General features: G+C 59.5%; 16 protein-coding genes, 6 tRNA genes and 3 rRNA genes. 19 read left to right on the plus strand and 6 right to left on the minus strand.

The annotated features are described in order from the left end of the window. Positions 1 to 201: 201 nt before the first annotated feature. Positions 202 to 1,332: a prolyl oligopeptidase family serine peptidase gene (locus ESZ00_RS09375; RefSeq protein WP_164981418.1), complete on the minus strand. Its 1,131-nt coding sequence runs from the start codon at positions 1,330 to 1,332 to the stop codon at positions 202 to 204. A 1,118-nt stretch (positions 1,333 to 2,450) separates the two neighbouring features. On the opposite strand from ESZ00_RS09375, the gene ESZ00_RS09380 reads away from it, so the two are divergent. The 7 genes from ESZ00_RS09380 (at position 2,451) to ESZ00_RS09410 (ending at position 11,678) form a co-directional block, all read left to right on the plus strand. Further along, positions 2,451 to 3,950 (plus strand): 16S ribosomal RNA (locus ESZ00_RS09380). 252 nt (positions 3,951 to 4,202) lie between these two features. Next, positions 4,203 to 4,279, plus strand: a tRNA-Ile gene (locus ESZ00_RS09385). A gap of 30 nt (positions 4,280 to 4,309) precedes the next feature. Continuing rightward, positions 4,310 to 4,385 (plus strand) — tRNA-Ala (locus ESZ00_RS09390). Between the two features lie 343 nt (positions 4,386 to 4,728). Then, positions 4,729 to 7,652: ribosomal RNA gene (locus tag ESZ00_RS09395) — 23S ribosomal RNA — on the plus strand. A gap of 256 nt (positions 7,653 to 7,908) precedes the next feature. After that, positions 7,909 to 8,025 (plus strand): 5S ribosomal RNA (gene rrf, locus ESZ00_RS09400). The 16S, 23S and 5S rRNA genes sit together here with 2 tRNA genes alongside, the layout of an rRNA operon. Before the next feature lie 229 nt (positions 8,026 to 8,254). Next, positions 8,255 to 9,694 (plus strand): alpha-L-fucosidase, encoded by a 1,440-nt coding sequence (locus ESZ00_RS09405; RefSeq protein ID WP_229741073.1) that lies wholly within the window; start codon positions 8,255 to 8,257, stop codon positions 9,692 to 9,694. A 430-nt stretch (positions 9,695 to 10,124) separates the two neighbouring features. Continuing rightward, entirely contained in the window at positions 10,125 to 11,678 is a 1,554-nt protein-coding gene (locus ESZ00_RS09410) for a hypothetical protein (protein WP_129207814.1), read from the plus strand. A gap of 40 nt (positions 11,679 to 11,718) precedes the next feature. Here the strand turns inward: ESZ00_RS09410 and ESZ00_RS09415 are convergent, their stop codons facing one another. From ESZ00_RS09415 to ESZ00_RS09430, 4 genes are all read right to left on the minus strand, one after another. Beyond that, complete coding sequence (locus ESZ00_RS09415) at positions 11,719 to 12,231, minus strand: hypothetical protein (protein WP_129207815.1); 513 nt, start codon at positions 12,229 to 12,231, stop codon at positions 11,719 to 11,721. A gap of 280 nt (positions 12,232 to 12,511) precedes the next feature. Next, positions 12,512 to 13,882, minus strand: a complete 1,371-nt coding sequence (locus ESZ00_RS09420) for an alpha/beta hydrolase family protein (RefSeq protein WP_129207816.1) — start codon at positions 13,880 to 13,882, stop codon at positions 12,512 to 12,514. Between the two features lie 87 nt (positions 13,883 to 13,969). Next, complete coding sequence (gene arsB, locus ESZ00_RS09425) at positions 13,970 to 15,070, minus strand: ACR3 family arsenite efflux transporter (protein WP_129207817.1); 1,101 nt, start codon at positions 15,068 to 15,070, stop codon at positions 13,970 to 13,972. Further along, positions 15,070 to 15,492, minus strand: a complete 423-nt coding sequence (locus ESZ00_RS09430) for an ArsR/SmtB family transcription factor (protein ID WP_129207818.1) — start codon at positions 15,490 to 15,492, stop codon at positions 15,070 to 15,072. Before ESZ00_RS09430 ends, arsB begins: the two co-directional genes overlap by 1 nt. Positions 15,493 to 15,565: 73 nt before the next feature. Between ESZ00_RS09430 and ESZ00_RS09435 the strand changes: the two genes are divergently transcribed. The 5 genes from ESZ00_RS09435 to ESZ00_RS09455 all read left to right on the plus strand — a co-directional run bounded on the left by ESZ00_RS09435 (position 15,566) and on the right by ESZ00_RS09455 (position 20,774). Continuing rightward, positions 15,566 to 16,036 carry an arsenate reductase ArsC gene (locus ESZ00_RS09435; RefSeq protein ID WP_129207819.1) on the plus strand — a complete coding sequence of 157 codons (471 nt, stop codon included), beginning with the start codon at positions 15,566 to 15,568 and terminating at the stop codon, positions 16,034 to 16,036. A gap of 28 nt (positions 16,037 to 16,064) precedes the next feature. Then, complete coding sequence (locus ESZ00_RS09440) at positions 16,065 to 16,478, plus strand: PadR family transcriptional regulator (protein WP_308419051.1); 414 nt, start codon at positions 16,065 to 16,067, stop codon at positions 16,476 to 16,478. A 1-nt stretch (position 16,479) separates the two neighbouring features. After that, positions 16,480 to 19,110, plus strand: a complete 2,631-nt coding sequence (locus ESZ00_RS09445) for an ABC transporter permease (RefSeq protein WP_129207820.1) — start codon at positions 16,480 to 16,482, stop codon at positions 19,108 to 19,110. A gap of 207 nt (positions 19,111 to 19,317) precedes the next feature. Next, a complete protein-coding gene (locus tag ESZ00_RS09450; RefSeq protein WP_129207821.1) occupies positions 19,318 to 19,644 on the plus strand; it encodes an ArsR/SmtB family transcription factor in 327 nt (108 codons plus the stop codon). Positions 19,645 to 20,024: 380 nt separating this feature from the next. Then, positions 20,025 to 20,774 (plus strand): SDR family NAD(P)-dependent oxidoreductase, encoded by a 750-nt coding sequence (locus tag ESZ00_RS09455; RefSeq protein WP_129207822.1) that lies wholly within the window; start codon positions 20,025 to 20,027, stop codon positions 20,772 to 20,774. 427 nt (positions 20,775 to 21,201) lie between these two features. On the opposite strand, the gene ESZ00_RS09460 is transcribed toward ESZ00_RS09455, so the two are convergent. Beyond that, positions 21,202 to 21,651, minus strand: coding sequence for a cupin domain-containing protein (locus ESZ00_RS09460; RefSeq protein WP_129207823.1), 450 nt, complete (start codon positions 21,649 to 21,651; stop codon positions 21,202 to 21,204). Positions 21,652 to 21,923: 272 nt separating this feature from the next. Between ESZ00_RS09460 and ESZ00_RS09465 the strand changes: the two genes are divergently transcribed. From ESZ00_RS09465 to ESZ00_RS09495, 7 genes are all read left to right on the plus strand, one after another. Next, a tRNA-Thr gene (locus tag ESZ00_RS09465) sits at positions 21,924 to 21,999 on the plus strand. 152 nt (positions 22,000 to 22,151) lie between these two features. Next, a tRNA-Tyr gene (locus ESZ00_RS09470) sits at positions 22,152 to 22,239 on the plus strand. Positions 22,240 to 22,322: 83 nt separating this feature from the next. Then, on the plus strand, positions 22,323 to 22,517 hold the full coding sequence (locus tag ESZ00_RS09475; RefSeq protein WP_129207824.1) for a hypothetical protein: 195 nt from the start codon (positions 22,323 to 22,325) through the stop codon (positions 22,515 to 22,517). 23 nt (positions 22,518 to 22,540) lie between these two features. Beyond that, positions 22,541 to 22,616 (plus strand) — tRNA-Thr (locus ESZ00_RS09480). Between the two features lie 195 nt (positions 22,617 to 22,811). Then, a tRNA-Gly gene (locus tag ESZ00_RS09485) sits at positions 22,812 to 22,886 on the plus strand. Positions 22,887 to 22,983: 97 nt separating this feature from the next. After that, a complete protein-coding gene (locus ESZ00_RS09490; RefSeq protein ID WP_129207825.1) occupies positions 22,984 to 23,292 on the plus strand; it encodes a hypothetical protein in 309 nt (102 codons plus the stop codon). Between the two features lie 50 nt (positions 23,293 to 23,342). Then, on the plus strand, positions 23,343 to 23,478 hold a 136-nt coding region (locus ESZ00_RS09495), incomplete at its 3' end, for a GTP-binding protein (RefSeq protein WP_240034496.1).

Here is a 23,478-nt window from a genome sequence, read left to right on the forward strand (position 1 = left end):
CGCTGCTCCGCGCAGGGCGACCCGCCTTCGGCCTCCGCTCCCGCTGGTCGCGATTCAAGGCGAGCTTTCTCTGCATGGGCAAAGAAACGGGTGCCCCACGTCTCGCAGTTGAGACGTGGGATTTTTTATTTCAGCCCTGAGCCGTCGGATCGCGACCAAAGGGAGCGGGGGCCGAAGGCAAAGGGCCTGGACGGCCAGTCCCTAGCGCTTGCGCTCCCAGAACTCCTCGTGCCGGTCATCGTGATAGAGGATGCCTTTCACGTCGCCATGCTCGTCGCGGACGAAGGTCAGCCGTGTGGCGCTGCCGGTTGGATAGAAGAACGTTGTCGTATTCTCCGGCAGCAGTTCGAGGACATCGCCCGCCCGGCTGCGGTTCATCAGCCGGTCACCCTGCCGCTGGACGGTGGCCTCGACCGTGCCCTCGCTCTCATAAATCCCGGCATAATCGTCATAAATGTCCGGGTTGATCCGCGCCGGGACCGGGTGCAGCGGCACCAGCACCTCTTCGGAGATGGGTTGCAGCTTCTGCGTGGAGCTGAGCCGGTGCGCCAGCAGCCATTTCGGCAGCTCGGGCAGCCCATAGGCCTTGTCCCAGGCGTTATGCCGCCAGCCGGCGAATTGCCAGAAGCGCACGTTGCCGCCGCTCAGCTTGAGGGCCTCATACATCAGTTGCGCCTGCTTCACCTGCACCACGTTGTCATCCGAGCCGTGGAAGATCCAGACCGGAGTGCGGCCGATGGTGCGCGCGTATTCGCCGGGGAGTGTCGCCGCCTCCTTCCAGCGGTCGGGCTTATAGGACCAGAAAACCCCGCCGCTGACCGGGACAAGCGCGGCAAAGCGGTGCGGATGGGAGCGGGCCAGCTCATAAACACCGTAGCCGCCCAGCGAGAGCCCGGTCAGATAGGTGCGGTCGCGGTCGCCATGGAATTCCTTCGTGTCCTGATCGAGCGCCGCCAGCGCCATCTGCATCATGTCCGGATCGGTCCAGCGGTGGTGTCCAAAGGGCACCTGGGGCATGACGACAAGAAAAGGCCAGCGGTCGGGATGGATGCGGATGGCCTGCGGAAGCCCGATCTGGGTTTCGTCCATACCTTCCGAGCCGCGTTCGCCCGATCCATGGAGGAAAAGGATCACCGGCCAGTCCTCATGGTCGTTCCAGCCTTCCGGAATATAGACCTGGTAGTGATAGAGCGTGCCGTTTGCGGCGACCGTGCGGTTCAGGAAACCGGTATCGATATGGTGGTGCGGCAGGCCCCACGCGGCCGGGAGTAAAAAAATCAGCCAGCAGAGAAACAATCCCGCTCGGGAAATAGGTTGCATGGCTCGAAGCATAACCCACCGCCTCTTGTGGTCTTCCATCTATCTGACCCAAGGGAATCCGCTGCTCTGGCAGATAGACCTGTATCCCGGTGCCGGATGGGCTGGAATTCACTCGTTTTTCAACAGAAATACCGCGTTTTCAACACTTGCAGGAAGCCGGCGTGCTGGGTAGTATCAATCCTGTTGTTACGAAGTGTTGAAGACGCGCTCCTGACCGCAACCGAGATCGAGTTGCTGAAAACAAAAAGAGCTGGTAAGTTAAACAAGTCGTTACACAAGATAACTGAGTGCTCCTGACAGCAACCAAGATTGAGTTGCCAAAAACGAAAAGAGCTGATAAGTTAGAAAAGTCGCCAAAAGCGGCAACGAAGTTTGAAGTTGCAAGAACGCGAAAAGCGTAGTAAAATTGAAAAGGCGGCAGCAAGCGAAAGACGCCTTCGATAGCAACCCTGAGAGGTTGCAAAGATCGAGAAAAGCTGCTAGAATGAAAAAGGTTTGAGTGGTAAGGTTGCAAGAATGCTTCGCGGTGCGGGCTCTTGAGTCTGCCAGGTGGTAAGTAGCGAAGTGGATGTTCGACTCCGGCGCTGGGCGCCAAATAAAGCGAACAACCTACTGCAAGTTTGAGGAGTGAAGCTCCTCGCGTCTGAGCGGCAATGTCCGCCGCCGGCTGAGCCGGTTGACGATCTTTCAAAGTTTAGCGCGATGTTTTGCGACTGAGTCTCAAGCGAAAAGCTTGATGACGCAATCAAGAGACGCCTTCGGCTGCAGCTTAGAGCGCGCCGCTGGCACGCAGCTTCCTCCATAACCTGGTCGAGCGGGTTCGGCAAGATAAGCCGAAACGAAAGCTTGACAAGGCGGGCGAAGATGCGATACTCTTAAAAAGTTGTCGCAAAACGAAAGCGCAACAAGTTCGAGGACGGCAGCAGTCAGATGACGCTGTTATCCCGATCCAAGCAAACCGCTTAGGCGGTCCCTGCTAAGGATCTTTGACAATCAGGTTGAACATGCCAGTCGTGAGATGGAAGAAGATTACGGTCTAATCCTTCTCACAATATAGACCTTCACGATCTTTCGAGCATCGTGAGGGCGGTTCGAGTCGATGACCTCCGTCATCGAACGAACTTCAGGTTTCAAACGAGAGTTTGATCCTGGCTCAGAATCAACGCTGGCGGCGTGCCTAACACATGCAAGTCGAACGAGAAAGGGACTTCGGTCCTGAGTAAAGTGGCGCACGGGTGAGTAACACGTGACTAACCTACCCTTGAGTGGGGAATAACTAGGAGAAATCTTAGCTAATACCGCATAACACCTACGGGTCAAAGGAGCAATTCGCTTAAGGAGGGGGTCGCGGCAGATTAGTTAGTTGGCGGGGTAATGGCCCACCAAGACAGTGATCTGTATCCGGCCTGAGAGGGCGCACGGACACACTGGAACTGAAACACGGTCCAGACTCCTACGGGAGGCAGCAGTGGGGAATTTTGCGCAATGGGGGAAACCCTGACGCAGCAACGCCGCGTGGAGGATGAAGTCCTTTGGGACGTAAACTCCTTTCGATCGGGACGATTATGACGGTACCGAGAGAAGAAGCCCCGGCTAACTTCGTGCCAGCAGCCGCGGTAATACGAGGGGGGCGAGCGTTGTTCGGAATTATTGGGCGTAAAGGGTGCGTAGGCGGTTCGGTAAGTCTTGTGTGAAATCTTCGGGCTCAACTCGAAGTCTGCACTCGAAACTGCCGGGCTTGAGTATGGGAGAGGTGAGTGGAATTTCCGGTGTAGCGGTGAAATGCGTAGATATCGGAAGGAACACCTGTGGCGAAAGCGGCTCACTGGACCATAACTGACGCTGATGCACGAAAGCTAGGGGAGCAAACAGGATTAGATACCCTGGTAGTCCTAGCCCTAAACGATGATCGCTTGGTGTGACGGGTACCCAATCCCGCCGTGCCGAAGCTAACGCGTTAAGCGATCCGCCTGGGGAGTACGGTCGCAAGGCTGAAACTCAAAGGAATTGACGGGGGCCCGCACAAGCGGTGGAGCATGTGGTTTAATTCGACGCAACGCGAAGAACCTTACCTGGGCTCGAAATGTAGAGGAATCCGGTGGAAACATCGGCGCCTAGCAATAGGCCTCTATATAGGTGCTGCATGGCTGTCGTCAGCTCGTGTCGTGAGATGTTGGGTTAAGTCCCGCAACGAGCGCAACCCTTATTACCAGTTGCTACCATTTAGTTGAGCACTCTGGTGAGACCGCCTCGGATAACGGGGAGGAAGGCGGGGATGACGTCAAGTCCTCATGGCCTTTATGTCCAGGGCTACACACGTGCTACAATGGTCGGTACAAACCGTCGCAAACCCGCGAGGGGGAGCTAATCGGAAAAAGCCGACCTCAGTTCGGATTACAGTCTGCAACTCGACTGTATGAAGCTGGAATCGCTAGTAATCGCGGATCAGAATGCCGCGGTGAATACGTTCCCGGGCCTTGTACACACCGCCCGTCACATCACGAAAGTGGGTTGCACTAGAAGCAGGTGAGCCAACCGCAAGGGGGCAGCCTTCCAAGGTGTAATTCATGATTGGGGTGAAGTCGTAACAAGGTAGCCGTAGGAGAACCTGCGGCTGGATCACCTCCTTTCTAAGAGAGAAACGGTTTCAAGTGTTATCGATCCGCGTATCGCGGACTGCCTCGGCAGAGATAATGCTTTGTCACCCATCCCGAAGCCGGTTACCTGACCGGTAGACGGAAATACGGTTAGACCTTCTCTGACTTCTTCAGATTCCACGACGGTCAATCGGCGGCGTAGCCGCCTAGCATGTTCAACCTGGTCCTCGAAACTTCTCGAATGAGTAGGGAGACCAGCAATCAGCCGGTAAGTTCGGCGATGCCGGGCCTGTAGCTCAGTTGGTTAGAGCGCACCCCTGATAAGGGTGAGGTCGGTAGTTCGAATCTACCCAGGCCCACCATAGCTTCAAGGAATCCTGGTCAACAGGTATGGGGCTGTAGCTCAGCTGGGAGAGCACCTGCTTTGCAAGCAGGGGGTCAGGAGTTCGATCCTCCTCAGCTCCACCAACCTTAAACTTCGAGCTGTTCAAAGATGGACAATCAGTCAAGACTGATGGTCGATCTTTGAGCAGGACAAGAAGCAGCAAGACCGCTTCGAATCATGTTCAGCGCCTCAGGGCGGACGCAGTGAAAGCTGCGATCGGATGTTTGACAACGAAATCGATTGGGTAAATATATTACAAGGCTGAGCAACACCTCTGCCCGTCACTCGTAACGACGAGGCAGGGAGGTTGGTTAGTTGAGTGTCTTTAGATAAAGATCTAGGTAAAAGTTAAGCTGGTTTCAACCGGCATAACGAGTAACCAGGCGGCAAATGCATAGAGTGGCTCCTGTTTGGAGTTAATTCTATGGTCAAGCTACTAAGGGCGCACGGTGGATGCCTTGGCAGATACAGGCGATGAAGGACGTGGCAAGCTGCGATAAGCTTCGGGGAGCCGCACACAGGCGTTATATCCGGAGATTTCCGAATGGGGAAACCCTCTTGAGCAAACCTCAAGAATGACCCACTGAATACATAGGTGGGATCAAGCGAACTCAGGGAAGTGAACCATCTCAGTACCTGAAGGAAAAGAAAGAAACCTCGATTCCGATAGTAGTGGCGAGCGAAATCGGAACAGCCCAAACCCGTGATATTTCGGTATCTCGGGGGTTGTAGGACCTGCAACAGTAGAGTTACCAATCCAGTAGTTAGTCGAATCCTTTGGAAAGAGGATCCATAGAGCGTGACAGACGCGTAGGCGAAAACTATCTGGACTCGAAGCAGGCACCTGAGTAAGGCGGGGCACGTGAAACCCTGCTTGAATCCGCGGAGACCATTCCGCAAGGCTAAATACTCGTATCTGACCGATAGTGAACCAGTACCGTGAGGGAAAGGTGAAAAGCACCCCTGTTAGGGGAGTACAAAGTACCTGAAACCGTGTGCCTACAAGCAGTGGGAGGACTATGCCCGTAAGGGAATGTCTGACCGCGTGCCTATTGCATAATGAGCCGGCTAGTTATTCTTGTCAGCAAGGTTAAGCGTAAGCGAGCCGAAGCGAAAGCGAGTCTGAATAGGGCGTTAAGTTGGCAGGAATAGACGCGAAGCGGGATGATCTACCCTTGGCCAGGTTGAAGGTAGGGTAAAACCTATTGGAGGACCGAACCGGTGTTTGTTGAAAAAAGCTCGGATGAGCTGAGGGTAGGGGTGAAAGGCTAATCAAATTCCGTGATAGCTCGTTCTCTCCGAAATAGCTTTAGGGCTAGCCTCGGATGATTTGCAGTGGTGGTAGAGATCTGGATGGACTAGGGGGCTTTCCGGCTTACTGAATCCAACCAAACTTCGAATGCCATTGACAACCAGTCCGGGAGTCAGACTGTGGGGGCTAAGCTTCACAGTCGAGAGGGAAACAGCCCAGACCGCCTGCTAAGGTCCCAAAGTTACAGTTAAGTGGGAAAGGAAGTCGGAACGCCCAGACAGCCAGGAGGTTGGCTTAGAAGCAGCCATCCTTTAAAGAAAGCGTAATAGCTCACTGGTCAAGCGGTCCGGTGCCGACAATACAACGGGGCTAAAACTGTACACCGAAGCAGCGGATGCACACCTATGGTGTGCGTGGTAGGAGAGCATTCTCAACAGCGATGAAGTCAGACTGAGAAGACTGATGGAGCGTTGCGAAGAGACCCTGCCGGCATAAGTAGCGATAATGAAGGTGAGAACCCTTCACGCCGAAAGTCTAAGGTTTCCTGAGGAAGGTTAATCCGCTCAGGGTTAGGCGGTCCCTAAGGTGAGGCCGAAAGGCGTAGCTGATGGACATCCGGTTAATATTCCGGACCTCCCAACCTTCGTTTGACGATGGGGAGACGCAGAAGGATAAGCAGGACCTCATATGGCTATGGGGTTTGATGCGCGTAAGCTGGTTCTGGTAGGCAAATCCGCCAGAGCTTAACAGTGAGGCGCAAAACAGTAAGGCGTATGCCTGAAAGCTGCTGAGTTCACGCTGCCGAGAAAATCCTCTAAGGAGAGGCGTTGGGAACCGTACCACAAACCGACACAGGTAGACGAGGAGAATATCCAAAGGCGCTCGAGTGAAAGCTTGTTAAGGAACTCGGCAAATTAGACCCGTAACTTCGGGAGAAGGGTCACCCACCTCTGGTGGGTCGCAGTGAAACGCGTACGGCGACTGTTTAACAAAAACACAGGTCTCTGCTAAGTCGAAAACGACGTATAGGGGCTGACTCCTGCCCGGTGCTGGAAGGTTAAAGGGAGAGGTTAGGACGCAAGTCCGAAGCTTTGAACTGAAGCCCCAGTGAACGGCGGCCGTAACTATAACGGTCCTAAGGTAGCGAAATTCCTTGTCGGGTAAGTTCCGACCTGCACGAATGGAGTAACGATCGTACGACTGTCTTAACGAGTTGCTCGGCGAACTTGTAGTACCGGTGAAGATGCCGGTTACCCGCAGCTAGACGGAAAGACCCCGTGCACCTTTACTACACTTTAACTATGATTTATGGCTCTTGCTGCGCAGGATAGGTGGGAGGCTTTGATATCAGATTCTCGGATTTGATGGAGCCACCGGTGAGATACCACCCTGCGAGTGCTGTGACTCTAACCTCCTCCCGTGATCCGGGAGAGGGACATAGTTAGACGGGTAGTTTGACTGGGGCGGTCGCCTCCTAAATTGTAACGGAGGCGCGCGAAGCTACTCTCAGACTGTTTGGAAATCAGTCGTCGAGTGCAAAGGCATAAGAGTGGTTAACTGTGAGACCTACAAGTCGAGCAGATGCGAAAGCAGGCCTTAGTGATCCGGTGGTTCTGTATGGAAGGGCCATCGCTCAACGGATAAAAGGTACGCCGGGGATAACAGGCTGATCGAAGCCAAGAGTTCATATCGACGCTTCGGTTTGGCACCTCGATGTCGGCTCATCGCATCCTGGAGCTGTAGAAGGTTCCAAGGGTTAGGCTGTTCGCCTATTAAAGCGGTACGTGAGCTGGGTTCAGAACGTCGCGAGACAGTTCGGTCCCTATCTGCTGTGGGCGTAGGAGATTTGAGGAGGGCTGTCCTTAGTACGAGAGGACCGGGATGGACGAACCTCTTGTGTTCCAGTTGTCATGCCAATGGCACGGCTGGGTAGCGAAGTTCGGTTGTGATAACCGCTGAATGCATATAAGCGGGAAGCACGCTCCAAGATGAGATCTCCCTGAAGGGCCCAGGAAGACCACCTGGTTGATAGGCTGGAGGTGTAAGCACAGTAATGTGTTCAGCTTACCAGTACTAATCGCCCGTTCGGCTTGTTCATAGAATTAACTCTGCACAGCAGCCGCTGTCGCAAAGACATTCAACAAGCCTTGTAATGGTCAGCAACATTGATAGTTCAGTAACAACCCAATCGATTTCGTTGTGAGATATTAGGCAGAACGTGGCGCCAGTTTGCTGCGGCTTTCCCGGGAGAACAAACCCGCTGACAAGCCCGGCTGCGGGAAAAACAACCCGCCAAGCGCCGACCAGGTTTAAGTTTCAAAGGCGTACTTGCTGTTGAATAGCGCCTTAAGTTTGCCGGTGAGCATACCGCGAGGGTCCCACCCGTTCCCATCCCGAACACGGAAGTTAAGACTCGCTGGGCCGATGGTACTGCACGCGAAAGTGTGTGGGAGATTAGGTGATCGCCGGCAATAATCTCAAGCAAAGCCCGCTCCTCGGAGCGGGCTTTTTGCGTTTAGACCTATCTTTCATCGTTGTCATCCCGACCGCAGCTCACGCAGTGAGCGAAGTGGAGGGACCTGCGGTTTCTATCCCTTTCCCCGTAGCTCTCTTTCATTGACAGAACCATCTATTCGCATATGAAATGGAGTCGCGTTCAGCGCTTCCATATCCATGACAAACAGACGAGACTTCCTCCGCTTGGCTTCTTCGGCCTCTGCCCTTACCCTGCTTCCTGAAAGCACCTTCGCGGCTCCGCAACAGTCAGGCCGCATGCGTCACTCGCATCCGATGATCCCGGCTGCGGCGCCTATGCTCGAGCTGCAGCAGCGGTTTGTCGATCTCCGCTTCGGCATGTTTCTGCACTTCAACATGGCCACCTATCAGGATCGTGAATGGGGAGACCCGTCTTCTCCGGCTACGCTCTTCAATCCGACCAATCTCGATACCGACCAGTGGGCCGCCGCCGCGCAATCGGCTCAGATGACCTGGGGCTGCCTGACCACGCGTCATCACGACGGCTTCTGCCTCTGGCCGACGAAGACGCGTGGCGCGAATGTAGGGCAATCGCAGCCGGGGCTCGATATCGTTCGCCGCTATGTCGATTCCTTCCGCAAGGCCGGGCTGCGCGTCGGACTCTACTACTCGATCCTTTCCAAGCGCGATGACATCCGCCACTTCAACGTCACGCCCGAAAAGATCCAGCTCATCAAGGACCAGCTCACCGAGCTGATGACCCAGTACGGCGAGATCGACATCCTCATCACCGATGGATGGGATGCGCCCTGGAGCCGCATCACCTATCAGGAAGTGCCCTTCCGCGAGATCTACGATCTGGTGAAGTCGCACCAGCCGAACTGCCTGATCTGCGACCTGAACGCCAGTCAATATCCCACCGGCGGCCTCTACTACTCCGATATCAAGGCCTTCGAGCAGAACGCCGGCCAGAAGGTGCCTGCGCACAGCGATCTGCCCGCGCTCTCCTGTGTCACGCTCACCGACGGCTGGTTCTGGAAGCAGGCCGACATCCACGGGCGCATCAAGTCGACGGAGACCGTCGTGAACGAATGGCTGGTGCCGCTCAACCAGCGCCACTGCAACCTGATTCTCAACGCCCCGCCCACGCGCGAAGGCCGCCTGGCGCCGAATGTCATCGCCCGCCTTGAAGAAATCGGCAAAGCCTGGAAGAAGCCCGCCGCACCCGAGCCGCTTGCCGAGCACATCGGCATCACCACGCCGAACCTTGCCACCGGCAAGCCCATCCACGCCAGCTCCTATCCTGACGGCGTAGGCCCCGACCAGGCCAATGACGGCAACTTCCACTCCAGCTGGTACGCCGAGAATCAGACGAGCTGCTGGCTCGAAGTCGACCTCAAGCAGCCTACCCGCTTCAACACCCTCAGTCTGGTCGAGCCGGTCGGCGCCTGGGACGACTACCCGCAGAGCCGCATCCGGAGCTACAGGTTTGAAGCCTTCACCGGCTCCGGCTGGACACCGCTCCTCTCCGGCGATGCGCCCGTACCCGCGACCATCCTGCGCCTGCCGAACGTTGCCACCGCCAGCCGCGTGCGCCTCTCCATCGAAGCCTCTGCCGCCGAACCGCATATCTCCGACCTCGGCATTTACGACGAGCCGTTGTAAGAGGTGGGGAGAGACCTGCGGTTTCTCTTCGCCGGGAGCAAGGCTGCCAATGCTTGTATCAGGGCACGGCTTCAGCCGTGCCATAAGAATGTTTTGAAAGAAGGGCTTCAGCCCCTGCGGCAATATGCCGGGTGCTCCATGCAAGCCTGCCGCTGGCTTGAGTGGGGACGAATGCCCCAGACCCCGTCATCCCGGCCGCTGTGGAGGCGCCTGCGGTTGTTCTATCCCACGTTTCAACATCGAGACGCAGGGCACCCGTCTTCCGCGTGCATCCTACCGGTTGATAGCAACCAACCACAGGTGAGCTCGATTGAAACTGCAGCGGACCCTCTTGTTTTCGAGTGTGCTGATGACTTTGTGCTTCGGGATGTACGCGGAGAGCCCGGAACAACACAGGCCGGATGAAGTCATCGGGAATGGAGCGTACGCAGTGCGTCCGCTTTTGCAGGACCCGGTGACGCAGGCCGCATGGGCTAACAAGCCGTATCGCCTTCTCCTCTACAAAGGAAACCAGGCTATTGCGGATTACGAAGGCATGACCAGCAGCGATGGCCATACGCTGACGCTGCGCTCTCCCGTGCCGATTGCCGATGCCGACATCTCGGCCAGGCCGCTGATCGGGCAGGGAGCATTCAAGGCCTTTATGCAGCTGGTGCAGCCTTCCGGCAAGTCTCTCGCGCATCATGGCTATCTCTTTTCGTTCGGCGGCCGGTTTTTCCTGGGGCGCTCCGACCAGCGCGGCGACACGGCTGAAGTCCGTTTCGACAGGAGCCTGCCTTTGAACATCTATCCCCTGGACGTGGAAGGCGTCAGTGGATGGCAGCAGGAGGCGGCCATCCTGAATGCGACTCTGACGGCAGCCTCTGCTGCGGAGCGGATCGCGCTCATCGAAAAGGCGCTCGCCTATGGACAGGCACACGGGAAAGAAGAGAGTGTAACCGGCCATCTCTCGGCTGCCTTGCTGGAAGGGGAGCTGGACAACGCGATCGAGGCGCCGGAGATGCTGTCCTCTGTCGAAAAGCGCATGATCGCCGCGAAGCTGCAGAGAGAATCCGCGGACGAAACAGGTGCGGAGAAGGCTGCGGAGCCGCCGGTCGCGCAACATCTGGAAGCCGTGGTCGAGACTCTGCAAAAGGAGCAGGAGGCGGGGCTTGGCCACTTTGACCTGCAGGGGTTTGCGATGCAGACTGCCCTCACCCTCGCGCAGCGCATTCCGCCCTCCGATCGGGAGAGCACGGCCGGCTCCCTCCTGTTTCTTGGCCAGATACTCGTAAAGCAACAACACGCGGAGCTCGCCACGCAGCTTCTTCACGCCAGCGAGTGGGATGAGAGGATAGCTCCGGGTAGGGACGGCATAGGCTTGCTGCTGCTCCAGTCCCGGATCGCCGCAGACCGCGGAGACGCGGCAGCGGCCGGGCAGTTATTCTCCATGGCAAATTTCGTGGGCGGCATGCAGGACTCGGACAGCGACGCTGCCGAGGCTGCGAAGCTGCTCGATGCCGCGCGCAAGAGCTTTCCCCAGGTGCCTCCACGCACCATGCTCGTTACCGCGCAGGCCCTTGCCGAGCTGCGCACGCATTGCCTGCAGTCGCGGGAAGACGATGCGCCGATCTTCTGGCTCGGAGATGCAGACGGCCCGGATGCGGATTCCGTAATGACCATCGCGGAAATGCAGCGGACAGCGGCACTGGACGCGGTGTTATCCCACGGCACGCTCGCTCCCGGAGAGTATGCTCTGTCCGGCCGTTGCGGAACCTCTGCAGGCAAGGTGCGCATCACGGAGGAAGATCTGAAGACCATCCGCAACCTGTCCGTTATGGAATCGATGATGTTTGTGAAAGACAGGCCTTCCGGCGAGGACGCGCGCGGAGCCATACTCCATCTGAAATCTGCTCTGCTGGCTTATCTGCAATACGCCCAGCTTGCGCCCGGACGCTACGCGATGAACAAGACGCTCGAAAAGCTCGATCTCAAGCTGATGTAATCCGTTCATCTCGTGGGCGCACGCGAGGGCTCTCTGTGCGTCAAGGCTTGGCCGTCGATGCGCTGTATGCAAATTTGCCGATCATCAGGTTCGCCTGATCGCTATCGGCTGGTTGAAGCTCGTACCTGCGTGTCTGCCACATGAAATTTCTGATCCGGAAGTAGTAGGTTTTCCCAGGCTCGGCGTTGAAATGGATCAGTTCGGTCACTGGACTTAGAAGGTGGTCCTGGGAACTGATGCAGGCATGATGCTCTCCGCCAGCGACATCGACAGAAAACCAGGATTCATTGACGACCGCGCCCGACCAATGGCCATCCATCCCCACCCTGGTAATTAGCTTTCTGCCCACGCCAAGCGGGTCGGACGAGCCTACATCCTGAATGAAGTAAACCCGCGCCATTTGCGGGTCGAGAGGTGACGGCGCTGGTATGTTCTTCACCTGGTGCGCGTCGTAACTTACATGCGAAGGTCCGCAGGCTCTCTGTAGATACACACTGGCATCCTCCGCATAAAGAGGAGCGCTGAGCAGAAGCAAGAAGAGAAGCAGCCGCATATCCATCCCCCTCATCGATCCCTGATCGATGGCCTTACCGATGCCAGGCCGATCTCTCGAAGCAGCCGGATGAAATCTGGCACGCGTGCAGAGATCTCCGGCAACAGCCACGATGGAATGCCCGCTGCAGCAGGGCTCATCCCCACTGGATGACGGGAGAGAACGCAACAAAGTTGCAGGAATGGAATTGCTTCGAGAGCATCCGGCGATTTTGTCACTCTTCTGGTTACAAAATCGCCGACAGCCGCTTACGCAGGGCCTTCCCGCGTGCGGCGCTCCTCTATTTCTGTGTCATCGTCACTTCGGGAAACGGGTGCGGATTGCCGTCGAGCAGCGGCGACGCTTTGCCGCGCAGCGTCTGGTCGAAGAAGGCCAGCGTCAGCGCACGCAGGATGGCGTATTCGCGGTACGCGGGGATGCTCCCGATATCGGAAAACCGGCGCAGCGGAGAGTACAGGCTCCGGTCGGTGAAGCTCGAGTGCGTGCTGCCGTGCAGGTTCGCATAGCGCGCATGGGACTTCGCCAGCATCGTCGCGTCACGCATATCGAGCAGGTGATTATTGAGCACGAACGGATCCTTCAGCGCCTCGGCCGTGGGGTTGTCGATATCCTCTTCGATCATCATCAGCGGCTTGTTCAGCGCTTCGGCCGCATGCGGTCCCCAGAACGAGCCATCCATATCGAGCGCGGCCTTCACCCGGGAATCCGTCCGCGCCGTCTCGACCGACACCGCGCCGCCGAAGGAGTGTCCCAGCGCGCCGACGCGCGTCAGGTCGATGCGCCGGTAGAACGGGCTGGCCGGATCGGCATTCCAGCGTGTCAGCTCGTCCAGCACGAAGCGGTCATCGTCGGCCTGGATCGCCAGATGCTGCGCGGCAACAGCATCCAGCTGCGCCAGCGTATGCGTCTCGAAGTCCAGCACCTCGCCGTCGACCGGTTTCTCTACGTGCCCATCAGCAAAGAGCGTAGGGCCCGAGTTGCCGGTGTGGTCGATGCCCACGACCAGGTAGCCGTGGCTGGCCAGCTCTTCGGTCAGATAGGTGTAGTAGGTTCTCCGTCCGCCCCATGCCGGGTTCAGCAGCAGCACCGGCATCGGTGCCGCGCCCGCTGCAAACGGCGCATTCCAGCGGGAGTGCGTCCACAGCACAGCCTGGTAGGTCGATTTGAGCTCGGTCTCCTTCAGTCGCCGGTAGGCGGCGCGCCGTCCGCCGTGTGCTTCGGCCGGATACCACACCTGGATCACCAGCCGCCGCTGTCCATCCGGCTCAGCAAAGCGTGCGTCCACGGGATGAGGATTCGTCACTTCAAGAACACGGGTGCCGATGGCATACGATCCGGTCGGCGCCGGCAGGCGAAACATCGGAAGCATCCAGGAAGCGATTGTCGAAGCGATTGTCGCCGCAAGGAGCAGCACCAGCAGTCCGCAGACTGCCGCGCGCCTGCGGCACAGGAGCGCAAGCGGCAGCAGCAGCGCCGCCAGATACGCCGGAGCCATCTGCCAGTGTGGTCCTTCGATGCCGAGATGCAGCGCCAGCACCAGCAGTCCTGCCGCAGCCAGCCAGCTTCGCCCTCGAGGATGCCCATCGCGCCGCCACAGCAGCCACAGGCCCAGCAGCAACACGCCAACCAGCAGCTCTTCCAGCGGACGCACGCCTTCGTTTCCTCCGGGGACTCCATGCCAGACTAAACCCTGCTTCCGGCGCACGCCTCGGGATGGTCATCCCGGCCGCCACGGCGATCAACCGGCTTCCCTGGAGCCATCTGCCTCTTGATAGAGCCGCTGCTTCAACCAGAATGCGACGTGCACCAGCCCGATCAGGGCCGGTACTTCAATCAAAGGGCCGACGACTCCGACAAAGGCTTCGCCGGAATTGAGGCCGAAGACCGCCACGGCGACGGCGATCGCCAGCTCGAAGTTGTTCCCCGCCGCGGTGAAGGACAGCGTAGCCGATTGCGCATAGTCTGCCCCGAGCCGTTTGCCCATCGCAAAGCTGACCAGGAACATGACGAGGAAATAGATCACGAGCGGGATCGCGATCCTGACAACATCGAGCGGCAGGCGCACGATCAGGTCGCCCTTGAGCGAGAACATCACGAGAATGGTGAAGAGCAGGGCAACCAGCGTCAGGGGGCTGATGCGGGGAACAAAGCGGGTCCGGTACCAATCTTCTCCCTTGGTCTGGATCAGCAGAAACCGCGTGAGGAACCCGGCCACAAACGGCACGCCAAGATACAGGCCGACGCTCTTTGCAATGTCGCCTATGCCAATCGAAACAACGCTCGCGGCAAGACCGAACCACTTCGGGAGCACGGCCAGGAACAGCCACGCGTAGAGGCTGTAGAAGAGCACCTGGAAGATGCTGTTGATGGCGACAAGCCCGGCGACATAATCCGTGTCGCCTTCGGCCAGCTCATTCCACACCAGCACCATGGCAATGCAGCGTGCGATGCCGATCAGGATCAGGCCACGCATGTAAGCCGGCTCGCTTCGCAGGCAAACGATCGCGAGTCCGAACATCAGCACCGGCCCGATCAGCCAGTTCTGAACGAGCGAGAGCCCCAGCACGCGCTTGTTGCGGAAGACCTCTCCAAGCTTTTCGTAGCGGACCTTTGCCAGCGGCGGAAACATCATGAGGATGAGTCCGACAGCGATAGGAATGTTGGTGGTTCCGCGCTGGAAACGGTTTACGAATGCCGCGGAGGATGGGAGAAAATGACCGGTCCCGACGCCGATCGCCATGGCGAGGAAGATCCAGAGAGTGAGAAAGCGGTCCAGAAACGAGAGCTGTTTCCGCGCTGCCGGTGTGCAGACCTGGCCGTGTGCGACAGGGGCGGCCATCAGCAGGACTCGCAGCACGGTTCGGAAATCGCCGCCGGAACCGGCGCGCCTGCGAGAGCATATTTCGCCGGTGCGCAGCAGGCTTTGATCAGCCGCGCCCGGTCGGCCTGCATGGCCTTCTCCTCTTGCAGCGAATCGAGCGTCTGCCGGAGAATCCGGGTTGCGCCAGGATGCGATGGCGCCACGATGCGATAGTGCATCCACTTGCCCTCGCGCCGGGCCGAGACGATGCCCGCCTTGCGCAGGTAGGCGAGGTGCCGGGAGATCTTCGGTTGAGGCGCGTCCAGGATTTCGACGAAGTAGCAGACGCAGACCTCCTGCTCTCCCATGAGGTTGAGCAGGCGCAGGCGGGTCCTGTCTCCCAGCGCCTGGAAGAACTGTTCCATGTTGAACGCTACGTTGAACTCTGCTTTGCGGGGCATACAGAATATATATGCTTTGACGAATGTGTATGCAAGAAATATATTCGCTTAAGCAAATGCATGAGGTGGGGGAATGACGAAAATTCTGGATGCTGTGAAGCCGAAGTACAAAGACGGCAGGGTGACCGTGATTTTTGCCTGCGTTCATAACGCCGGACGCTCACAGATGGCCGCGGCGTTCTTCCATGCGCTCGCCGATCCCTCGAAAGCGCGCGCGCTATCGGCGGGAACGGAGCCTGGCGCATCCGTTCACCCGGAAGTGCTGGCCGCCATGCGGGAGGTCGGCATCGATCTCAGCGCTGCCAGGCCGCAGAAGCTCACCGAAGAGCTGGCCGCCGAAGCCGATCTTCTGGTGACCATGGGCTGCGGTGAGCAGTGTCCCTATGTTCCGGGTCTGCGCCGCGAAGACTGGCCGCTGCGCGATCCCAAAGGACTTCCTGCCGGGGAAGTGCGCCTCATCCGCGATGAGGTGAAAGCGCGCGTCGAGCAGCTGGTGCAGCGGATGCACGCGCTCGTCTCCTCCGGGAACCCGATGCCGGATTAAACCCCGCTTCGGCAGGAGAGAATTCCGATTGACTTCCGATAGTCGACTGTCTACCATCATCGCCATTGGAGGTCGACTGTCTACCATGGCTGCGGATTCCTCATCGCGCAACGGATTGCTCCAGGGCACCCTGGACATGCTGATCCTGCGCACCCTGCTCGGATGCCCGGCCCACGGCCACCAGATCGGCAAGCACATCCAGCGCACCACCCACGACTTTCTCCAGATGCAGCATGGCTCGCTGTATCCGGCCCTGCACCGTCTGGAAAAGCGCGGCTGGGTGACGGCGAACTGGGAGACAGCGCCCGACCGCAACCGCGAGTTCAAGTACTACCGCCTCACCGCCGCCGGCCGCCGCCAGCTGGTGGTGGAGGAGTCGAGGTGGAAGCAGATGACCGAAGCCGTGGCGCGCGTGATGTGGCCCGCGCCCGAAGAGGCGTGAGATGAGCTGGCTGACCGGGAATAAACGCGACCGCGATCTGGAGCGCGAGCTCCGCGCCGATCTTGAGCTGGAGGAAGAGGAGCATCGCGAGAATGGCGCTTCCGCCGAGGAAGCACGCTATGCCGCTCTTCGCGCCTTCGGCAATCCCACCGTCATCCGCGAGCAGACGCGCGCCGTCTGGTCCTGGAACCGGATCGAAGCCTGGGAGCGCGATCTCCGCTACTGCCTGCGCGGCTTGCGCCGGGCGCCGGGGTTCACGGTCATCGCCATCGTCGTCATGGCTCTCGGAATCGGCGCAAACGTGGCCTTGTTCGCCGTCATCCGTTCGGTGCTGCTCAATCCGCTGCCCTACCACGCGCCGGAGCGGCTGGTCACTCTCTACAGCACCTTCAACGACGCCAACGGCAAGCGAAGCTTCATGCCCATCGATGCGGGGAGCTTCTTTGCATGGAAGTCGGCGGCTGCCAGGTCTGCGGAGATGGCGATGATCTCGCCTTTCCAGGGCTACAGCGTGTCGGCGGAAAGTGGACAGCTGCCGGAGGCGGCCAACGCCGCCTGGGTGACGGCGAACTTCTTTTCCACCCTGGGCATGCAGCCCGTGCTCGGCCGCTCCTTTACGCAGGCAGACGACAGCCCCGACGCCAACGCCACGGCGATTCTCTCCTACTCCTTCTGGAAGCGCCGCTACGCCGCCGATCCCGGCGTGCTCGGGCGCAGGATCTGGCTCGATGCGCGGCCCTACACCATCATCGGCGTTCTGCCGGAGTCGATGGTCTTCTTCGGACCATTCGCGCCCAGCAGCATCCAGGTCTGGACGCCGGTCGGGCATGAGGCCCCGCGCTGGCTCATGACCACCTTTCAGGATCACGAGTTCATTGGCGTGGCGCGGCTGGCTCCAGGCGTGACCAGGGCGCGGCTGCTCAGCGCGCTCACCCTCGTGCAGGCGCATATCAAGGCGGAGCATCCTGACCCTGCTGTGCGCGAGGTGGTGAGCGGCCGCTCCATCCTCGATGACGTCGTCGAAGAGTACAAGACGCCCATTTACGTGTTGTTTGGCGCGACGGCCTGCGTGCTGTTCATCGCCTGCCTCAATGTCGCCAGTCTGCTCGTCGCACGCACCGCCGCGCGACGCCGCGAGATCGCTATCCGCACGGCATTGGGCGGAGGACGCATGCGGCTCATCCGTGAGCGCGTTCTGGAAAGCCTGGTGCTCGCGGTATGCGGAGGCGGTCTGGGTGTGTTGCTGGCTTTAGGTGCCGTGCGCTGGCTGGCCATCGCGCGGCCCGACATTCCCCGCGTGGACAGCATTCATCTCGACTGGGTAGTGGCCGTATTCGCGCTCGCTGCCGTCGTCCTGTGCGCCGTCTTTTCCGGTCTGGTCTCCGCGCTCAGCGTGGACAGCCGCCGCCTGCTGGCTACCCTGCAGGAGACCTCGCGTGCGCAGAGCGGCGGCCGCATTCGCGCAGGCCTGCGCCGCACCCTGCTGGTGCTCGAAGTCTGTCTTACCGTAGTGCTGCTCATCGGTGCGGGACTGCTGCTCAAGAGCTACAGCCGCCTGCGCTCATCCGATCTCGGCGTACCGGTTGCCAACACGCTGACCATGCGCTTCGGCGTGCCCGAAGCGCGCTACAAAACTCCGGTCGATCAAGTAAGCTTTCTCGAGCGCGTCATCACGCGTGTGCGCGCTCTTCCCGGCGTGGAGTCGGCCGGCCTCGTCTCCAGCGCGCCCGGACAGGGATGGGGCGGCGATCGCCTGGTCGGCGTGGTGGAGCATCCTCCGCTGCCGCCGGGCGAAACCATCGACATGATGGTGCGTGGCGCAGACCCTGGCTACTTTGCCGCCGTTCATCTCCCCATTCTCAAAGGCCGCACGTTCGCCTCGGACGAGCGGCTGAAGCGCGATCATGTGGTGCTCATTAGCAAGGAGGCCGCGCGCACCATCTTCCCCGGCGAAGACCCCATCGGCAAGCACATCAGGATCAACATGGGCGGAGATCGATACGAGATCGTCGGTGTTGTGGGCGACACGCGCTACTCGGTCTCTGAGCCGCCGCGCGCCATGATGTACATGCCTGTTTTCGGCAATGGCTACACCAATGTCACGCTCGTCGCGCGCTCTGCGCGCGATGCGAATGCCCTGGCCCTGCCGATCGAGAAGGCCATCGGCGAACTCGATCCCGACCTGCCCGTCTCCGACGTCCAGACACTGGAGGAGACTGTGGCCCGCTCTTCGCTGGGCTCGCAGTTCAACTCGGTGCTGATTCTCGGCTTCGCAGTCATAGCGCTGGTGCTTGCGGCCGTGGGGCATTACGGTGTGCTTGCGTATCTGGTCACGCAGCGCACGGGGGAGATCGGCATTCGCATCGCTCTCGGCGCACAGCGCGGCTCGGTATTGCGGCGTGTGTTGCTCGACGGGCTGCGGCCCGCGCTGGTCGGATTAGCTGCGGGGCTCGCGGTGAGCGCATTTCTCGCGCGGATGCTGCAGTCCATCCTTTACCAGACAGAGCCGCTCGATCTCTCTGTCTTTGCCACCGTGGCCAGCGTGTTGCTGCTGGTGGCCCTGGCCGCCTGCCTGGCGCCGGCATGGCGTGCGGCACGGCTCGATCCGATGAGCGCTCTGCGTACGGAGTAGTGTCCTTACGGAAGGCGCATGTCGCATGGGGCAGGGAAGGCGATCGGCGTGGAACGTTCTGAGTGTTCCACGTGGAAACTTCTGTATTCAGGACGGTTGCGCTTTCGCTGCGTCGTCGCGATCCGGCGGCGGGAGTTGCACCGGAGTCGCACCATGGTTCCGATCGGGGGCTGCGATCATCCAATCGGCTAGGATCAAGGAACGTCCATGGCCACAGAAGCACAATCCAACCCTGCTGTGAGCTCTTCTTCCGTCGTGCTCACCGAGGACCAGGTCCAGCTCATCGCAAAGGCTCTTGCCGACCCGCGCCGCTACGAGATTCTGCGCCGCATCGGAGCCGCCGAGGGATCGACCCCTTGCAGCAGCATGCGCGACTGCGTCGAAATCAGTCCCGCCACGCTCTCGCACCATATGAAAGAACTGGAAACTGCGGGACTGGTCACCGCCACGCGCAACGGCAAGTTTGTGAACTATCAGCTGCGTCGCGATGTGCTGGATGCCTTTTATCATCGCCTGCGCTCCGATTTTGCCTGATCCGCCTGCTCCGCGCAGGGCGGGACTGGCCGTCCAGGCCTCTGGCCTCCGCTCCCTCTGGTCGCGAATGTGGTTTTGTTCTTTTGAAAGAGAAAAGAACCGCGGGTGCCCCACGTCTCGCCGTTGAGACGTGGGATTTTTTATCTGAGCCCTGAGCCCTGGATCGCGACCAGAGGGAGCGGGAGGCCGAAGGCATAAGGCCTGGACGGCCAGTCCCCGAAGGCGATTCGCCCTGCGCGCAGCAGCCTGCGATTTCACAGGATTTCCACATTTTCCGCATCCGCTCCTGAATCCTTATCATGAGGCGCTTCATCAATTCGATAATTGTCGAATCGTCGAAATGAGGCGACGGCACACAGGATCAAGACAGGAGAATCGTCATGAGCAAGCTCGCAGGAAAAGTCGCTGTTGTAACCGGTGCCTCCAAGGGAATTGGTGCGGATATTGCACGCGGACTGGCCGCTGAGGGTGCTGCGGTGGTGGTGAACTACAGCTCGAGCAAGGCCGGCGCCGACAAGGTCGTGGCCGAGATTACCGCCAAGGGCGGCAAGGCCATTGCCGTGCAGGGCAGTGTTGCCAAGGCCGACGAGGTGAAGCGCCTCTTCGAGGAGACGAAGAAGACCTACGGCAAGGTCGACATCCTGGTGAACAATGCTGGCATTTACGAGTTCGGCCCGCTCGACCAGATCACCGAAGAGCATTTCCACAAGCAGTTCGACACGAATGTTCTCGGCCTGCTGCTGGCCACGCAGGAGGCGGTGAAGCTGATCGGCCCCGAAGGCGGCAGCATCATCAACATCGGCTCGGTGGTCAGCGAGATCACCCCTCCGGCCTCGGCCGTCTACAGCGCCACCAAGAGCGCGGTGGACGCCATCACCGGCGTGCTCTCGAAGGAGCTGGGACCGAAGAAGATCCGCGTGAACTCGATCAACCCCGGCATGATCGAGACCGAGGGCACGCACACCGCGGGCTTCATCGGCTCGGACTTCCAGAAGCAGATCGAGGCGCAGGCTCCGCTCGGCCGCATCGGCCAGCCGAAGGACGTGACCCCGGTCGCCGTCTTCCTGGCCTCCGATGACGCCGGCTGGCTCACCGGCGAGCTGATCCACGCCTCCGGCGGCCACGCGTAAGACGCGCGTTCTTTCAATGTTACCTATCCCCACCCGGCAGGCCAGCTCCCCTGCCGGGTTCTTTTTTGCCTGGGTGGGCTGGAGAATTTCACCACAGGCGGGGATAGAGGGGATCGTGCCTCTGCGGGCATCGCTGTTGCAGCGCAAAGATCGCAAAGACGCAAAGGCCGCAAAGCTTTCTATTGCTCCATCGGCTGTCCTTCCGGCTACGCGAACCGCACCCGGGATTTCACTGCAGCAGCGGCTCTTACCTTCCCACCCAGGCGGAGCTTGGATGGGGCACCCTGGTTCTTCTTCGATTCGAGAAGAGCAAACCTCCATCGCGACCAAAGGGAGCGGGGGCCGAAGGCGTGTCGCCCTGCGCGGAGCAGCCGAAGGCGAATCGCCCTGCGCGAAGCAGCTGAAGGCGGAAGACCGTACGAAGTGCCTAGTCCCCGATGGCGATCACGAAGTAGTTTGCCGGCGTGGTGCCTACGTTCTTGAGCCCGTGCATGGTGTTCGAGGCCGCGTAGAGCACGCCTCCGGGACCGACTACCGAGCGCCGTTCATCCATCTCGAACTCGACCGAGCCTTCGCGGATCATCATCAGCTCGGAGTGCCGGTGCTTGTGCGGCGGATGCGGCATCGCGCCCGGCGGCAGCGTCGTCTCGTGCACTTCGATGATCTCGCCGGTAGGCAGCCGTCCGGCCATCACCGCTCGCGAGGCTCCGCCGTTGGCCGAGGTGTGCACCGGCAGCTCGTCGAAGGCGAAGGCGCGGGAGACATCGGGCAATCCTTCCGGTGGTTTCGCCAGGCCCGAAGCGGTGGTCAGGCTTCCGAGAATGCCGGCGAGGGCAGGCAGTCCGATGCAGAGTTCGCGGCGCGAGATTCCATCCATGGTGAGCGATCATACGCTGTTGCGCGCAGGGCGATTCGCCTTCGGCCTCTGCTTCCTCTGGTCGCGATTGAGATTTTGTTCTCTTGAAAGAAGGGAAGAACCCGGGTGCCCCACGTCTCGCTGTTGAGACGTGGGATTTTTATTTGAGCCCTGAGCCTGAGCCCTCCCGCGCATTGCAACCCGCCTCATCGCGTGCTATATTCTGTTCTGTAGCCCCCCTGTTGCTGATGCCTCCGTGTGTTCGTAACAGGCTGGATACAAGGCTGTTTTGGGCTGGCGTAGCTCAGCTGGTAGAGCATCTGATTTGTAATCAGACGGTCGGGGGTTCAAATCCCTTCGCCAGCTCCAACTCCGCGGTTCCAGGCAGGCGTACAAGCAGGATCGCCGGTCACACCCCGTAGCGGACTCCTTCACCAGCGCAAAGAGGTTTTACCGGATTTCGATCCGGAATGCCGGTGGGTGTCCTGAAGCAGAGTGTCATTGGAGTCCGGCAACCGGATGCACAGGTGGCCGAGTGGTTAATGGCAGCAGACTGTAAATCTGCCGCTCCTTGGAGCTACGGAGGTTCGAATCCTCCCCTGTGCACCACTCAGTTTGGTTGGACACGCTGCCGGCGGCAGGGTGAATCGCGAAGCGGGCGCCGAGCGATGGCAGGCAAGGCAGGACGAACGATGGCCCTTACGGATGAGAAGCGCAAATGGGTAGCGCTGGCCGTCCTCGGCATCCTGGCTCTGCTCACGTGGCAAACGCTGGATCCTGGTCGTACCCGGACCGTGGTTCTGGTGGTGTTGGGAGCTTTCGCATTCCGTATCCTGCTGACGCCCCGGCGTTCGCGGTACGATGAGAAAAGCATTCCCGGCAAATAGGTTTTGGTTGTGGTTGTAGCAGGGCTGATGTAGCTCAGTTGGTAGAGCACTCCCTTGGTAAGGGAGAGGTCACCGGTTCAATCCCGGTCATCAGCTCCAGATTTTTAGTGGCAGGTCTGCACCCCGCGAGCCAGCCGGTCTGTGATTCGAGCCTCATGGCGGTCTTCCGCATGAAGAAGCTCTGGACCACATACCCGCTGGCTCGCTTGTGCCCGGAGGGGACAGGGAGTGCAGGCCTGTTACAGGTTTCAAGGCGGAGCGCCTGCGGTACGCAGGCGGATTCGCTGAAGTCGGGCGGGAGTAACTCAGTGGTAGAGTCACAGCCTTCCAAGCTGTTGGTCGCGGGTTCGATTCCCGTCTCCCGCTCCAGAATTCAAAAGGACCGCGCAAGCGGTCCGCATTGCGGTTAGGGCCTGGTGTTCCGAGCTCTGTGCTCTGAGCCCTGAGCCCTGTAAAAGGGGTAAGGATGTACGAACAGGCAGTGCTTCCCATTCAGGACGAGAAGACTTTTGCCGAGGTTCATGGCGCGCTCGAGTCCGCCTTCTCGGCTGCGAAGGTCGAAGGTTTTCTCCGCGGCATCCAGCGTGCGCATCTGCGTGCCCGCCAGTTCGAAGCGATCCTTGCCGGCGGCCTGCTGGGCAGCGGCACGGCGGCGAAGTATGCCGCGCTCGGCGACTCTGACCGCGGTCACATCCGCGAGCAGTATCTGAAGAGCATCGAGCAGGTGGCCCCGGCCGTCCGCGCAAAGTTTATGAGGGTGTACACCGCTTACTAAGGGTGAACCCGGTAAAACAAAAAGAATTACCGGAACTTGAGGAGAAGGAAATGGCGAAGGAGAAATTTGACCGGTCGAAGCCGCACGTGAATGTGGGAACGATTGGGCACATTGACCACGGCAAGACGACGCTGACAGCGGCGATCACGAAGGTGCTGTCGAAGCACAACCCGAACATCAAGTTCC

Origin of the sequence: Silvibacterium dinghuense, assembly GCF_004123295.1 — a bacterium.
GTDB classification, from domain to species: Bacteria; Acidobacteriota; Terriglobia; order Terriglobales; family Acidobacteriaceae; genus Silvibacterium; species Silvibacterium dinghuense.

Coding starts and splice junctions, on each gene's coding strand:
- ESZ00_RS09375 (WP_164981418.1), bottom strand. CDS start 1,332: ATGCTTCGAGCCATGCAACCTATTTCCCGAGCGGGATTGTTTCTCTGC.
- ESZ00_RS09415 (WP_129207815.1), bottom strand. CDS start 12,231: ATGCGGCTGCTTCTCTTCTTGCTTCTGCTCAGCGCTCCTCTTTATGCG.
- arsB (WP_129207817.1), bottom strand. CDS start 15,070: ATGGCCGCCCCTGTCGCACACGGCCAGGTCTGCACACCGGCAGCGCGG.
- ESZ00_RS09430 (WP_129207818.1), bottom strand. CDS start 15,492: ATGCCCCGCAAAGCAGAGTTCAACGTAGCGTTCAACATGGAACAGTTC.
- ESZ00_RS09435 (WP_129207819.1), top strand. CDS start 15,566: ATGACGAAAATTCTGGATGCTGTGAAGCCGAAGTACAAAGACGGCAGG.
- ESZ00_RS09445 (WP_129207820.1), top strand. CDS start 16,480: ATGAGCTGGCTGACCGGGAATAAACGCGACCGCGATCTGGAGCGCGAG.
- ESZ00_RS09450 (WP_129207821.1), top strand. CDS start 19,318: ATGGCCACAGAAGCACAATCCAACCCTGCTGTGAGCTCTTCTTCCGTC.
- ESZ00_RS09455 (WP_129207822.1), top strand. CDS start 20,025: ATGAGCAAGCTCGCAGGAAAAGTCGCTGTTGTAACCGGTGCCTCCAAG.
- ESZ00_RS09460 (WP_129207823.1), bottom strand. CDS start 21,651: ATGGATGGAATCTCGCGCCGCGAACTCTGCATCGGACTGCCTGCCCTC.
- ESZ00_RS09475 (WP_129207824.1), top strand. CDS start 22,323: ATGGCCCTTACGGATGAGAAGCGCAAATGGGTAGCGCTGGCCGTCCTC.
- ESZ00_RS09490 (WP_129207825.1), top strand. CDS start 22,984: ATGTACGAACAGGCAGTGCTTCCCATTCAGGACGAGAAGACTTTTGCC.